Consider the following 2,930-nt stretch of genomic DNA (forward strand, 5'->3'; position numbering starts at 1 on the left):
CAGCAGGGGCCGGCCGGCATGCCGCCGGGCATGGGACAGGCGCCGCGAGGCCGCTGATGCAGCGCGACCCCGAACCGGCCGTCGCCACCACCGGGCTGCGCCCCGGCGAAACGCCGCTGATCGAGCTGCGCGGCGTGACCAAGACCTACCGCAACGGCGACCTCGCGGTGCAGGTGCTGCACGGCATCGACCTGACGATCTACGAGGGCGAGTTCGTCGCCATCATGGGCGCGTCGGGTTCGGGCAAGTCGACGCTGATGAACATCCTGGGCTGCCTCGACAAGCCCACCACCGGCAGCTACCGCTTCCTCGGCCGCGACGTGTCCTCGCTCGACCGCGACGAACTCGCGCTGCTGCGGCGTGACGACTTCGGTTTCGTGTTCCAGAGCTACCACCTGATCGCGACCGCAACCGCGGCAGAGAACGTGGAAGTGCCGGCCATGTACTCCGGCCTGCCGCCAGCGCAGCGGCACGAGCGCGCGAAGGCGCTGCTCGGCGAGCTGGGCCTGGCCGACCGGCTGGAGCACCGGCCCAACCAGTTGTCGGGCGGGCAGCAGCAGCGCGTGTCGATCTCGCGCGCACTGATGAACGGCGGCCGCATCATCCTCGCCGACGAACCGACCGGCGCGCTCGACAGCAAGAGCGGCGCCGACGTGATGAAGCTGCTGGCCGACCTGTCAGCACGCGGCCACACGGTGCTGCTGATCACCCACGCGAAGGAAGTGGCCGACCACGCCGACCGGCTGATCGAGATCAAGGACGGCCGCATCGTCGCCGACCCCGGCTCGGCGCCGCCGTCGCCCGAGCAGGCCGACTACGTGCCGCCGGCCATCACCCACGAAGGCTCGCACCTGGCCGACGTGGTGGAGGCCGCGAAGATGGCGCTGCGCTCGCTGCGCGCCAACCTGTTCCGCTCGGTGCTCACGCTGCTGGGGATCGTGATCGGCGTCGGCTCGGTGATCGCGATGCTGGCGATCGGCGACGGCGCAAAGCAGGAGGTCATCAACCGCATCAGCGCGATGGGCTCGAACCTGATGCTGGTGCGCCCCGGCGCGCCCAACCAGCGCGGCTTCAACAGCACCGCGACGCTGGTGGTCGCCGACGTGGCTGCGATCGATCAGGTGCCAACGTGCTGGCCGCCGTGCCCGAACAGAACAGCAGCGCGACGCTGCGCTACAGCGGCGCCGACTACAGCACCAGCATCAACGGCACCTCGTCGAAATTCCCGCTGGCGCGGCAGTGGCCGGTGGCCCAGGGCAGTTTCTTCAGCGCCGAGGACGAGGCGAGCTACGCCACCGTGGCGGTGCTGGGCCAGACCGTCGCGAAGGCGCTGTTCCCCGACGGCGCGAACCCGGTGGGCGAGTACGTGCTGGTCAACAACCTGCTGTACCAGGTGGTCGGCGTGATGACGGCGCGCGGTGCGTCGCCGATGGGCTCGGACCAGGACGACATCGTGTTCGTGCCGTATGCGACCAGCAGCCTGCGGCTGTCGGGCCAGCGCTTCCTGCGCAACGTGACGGTCGCGGTCGACGACGTGTCGCGCATCGACGAGACCCAGGAGGCCGTGGAGTCGCTGCTGCTCGACCGCCATGGCGTGGTGGACTTCCAGATCCGCAACATGGCCTCGATCATCGAAGCCACCGAGCAGACGCAGAACACGCTGACCATCCTGCTCGGCTCGATCGCGGCGATCTCGCTGCTGGTGGGCGGCATCGGCGTGATGAACATCATGCTGGTGTCGGTGACCGAGCGCACCCGCGAGATCGGCATCCGCATGGCCACCGGCGCGCGCGAGCGCAACATCATGCAGCAGTTCCTGATCGAGGCGATGGTGGTGTCGGCGATCGGCGGTGCGGTGGGCGTGGTGGGCGGACTGGCCACCGCCGCCGCGATCGGCGCGTTCGGCACGCCCGTCCAGTACTCGCTCGCGCCGGTGCTGCTGGCCTTCGGCTGCGCCTTCGGCACCGGCCTGGTGTTCGGCTGGCTGCCGGCGCGCAAGGCCGCGCAGCTCGACCCGGTGGTCGCGCTGGCCGCCGAATGAACACCCTCTCCCGCCCCATGTCCACGATGCTTCCCCGACCCGCGCCGCGCTGGCGCGCCTCCGCCCTGCTGATCGCGCTGGCCCTCGCCGGCTGCGCGACGGCGATCGACACCACGCGGCCTACGCTGGACCTGCCGCCGCAATGGAACGAGGCCGCGACCGCCGCCAGCGGGCCGTTGCAGCGCGACTGGTGGCGCGGCTTCCAGTCCGACGAGCTGGCGCGGCTGATCGACGCCGCCCAGGCCGGCAGCCCGACGCTGGCGATCGCCGCCGAGCGCGTGCAGCAGGCCGAGATCGCGGTGCGCAGCGCTGGCGCGACGCTGTTCCCGTCGGTCAGCGTCAGCGGCAATTCCGGCGCCCGGCGCGCCGACCCGGGGCCGGGGTTCGACGCCAGCACCAGCAAGTCGTCGAGCGTATCGCTCGGCGTCAGCTACGAGATCGATCTGTGGGGCCGGCTCGCCGCCGGCGTGAAGGGCGCCGAGGCCTCGCTGGCCGCCAGCCGCTACGACCTCGAGACCGCACGGCTGTCGCTCAGCACCGGCGTGGCCAACGCCTATTTCCAGGTGCTCGCGCTGCGCATGCGGATCGAGATCGCGCGCGACAACCTGGCCATCGCCGAGCGCGTGTTCGGCATCGTCGAATCCCGCTACCGCAACGGCGCGGCCTCGGCGCTGGACGTGAGCCGCCAACGCATCACAGTGCTGTCACAGCGGGCCACGCTGGAGCCACTGGAGGTGCAGGAGCGCCAGACCGTCACCGCGCTGGCCATCCTGCTCGGCCGCCCGCCGCAGGCGCTGCAGGTGGAGACGCGCAGCTTCGAGCGCTTCGCGGTGCCCGAGGCGGGCGCCGGTCTGCCGTCGGAGCTGCTGGTGCGCCGCCCCGACCTGGC

Annotated in this window: 1 protein-coding gene and 1 pseudogene; both read left to right on the forward strand. The window is 71.3% G+C overall.

Features of this window, described 5'->3' with window-relative positions:
* Positions 1-56 precede the first annotated feature (56 nt).
* Positions 57-2,041: pseudogene (locus x551_RS28035) on the forward strand (MacB family efflux pump subunit).
* A 17-nt stretch (positions 2,042-2,058) separates the two neighbouring features.
* Positions 2,059-2,930: TolC family protein (locus x551_RS20525; protein WP_253950439.1), on the forward strand; the 872-nt coding region annotated here is incomplete at its 3' end.

It is taken from the genome of Methylibium sp. T29 (assembly GCF_000576205.1).
Classification (GTDB): domain Bacteria; phylum Pseudomonadota; class Gammaproteobacteria; order Burkholderiales; family Burkholderiaceae_C; genus Methylibium; species Methylibium petroleiphilum.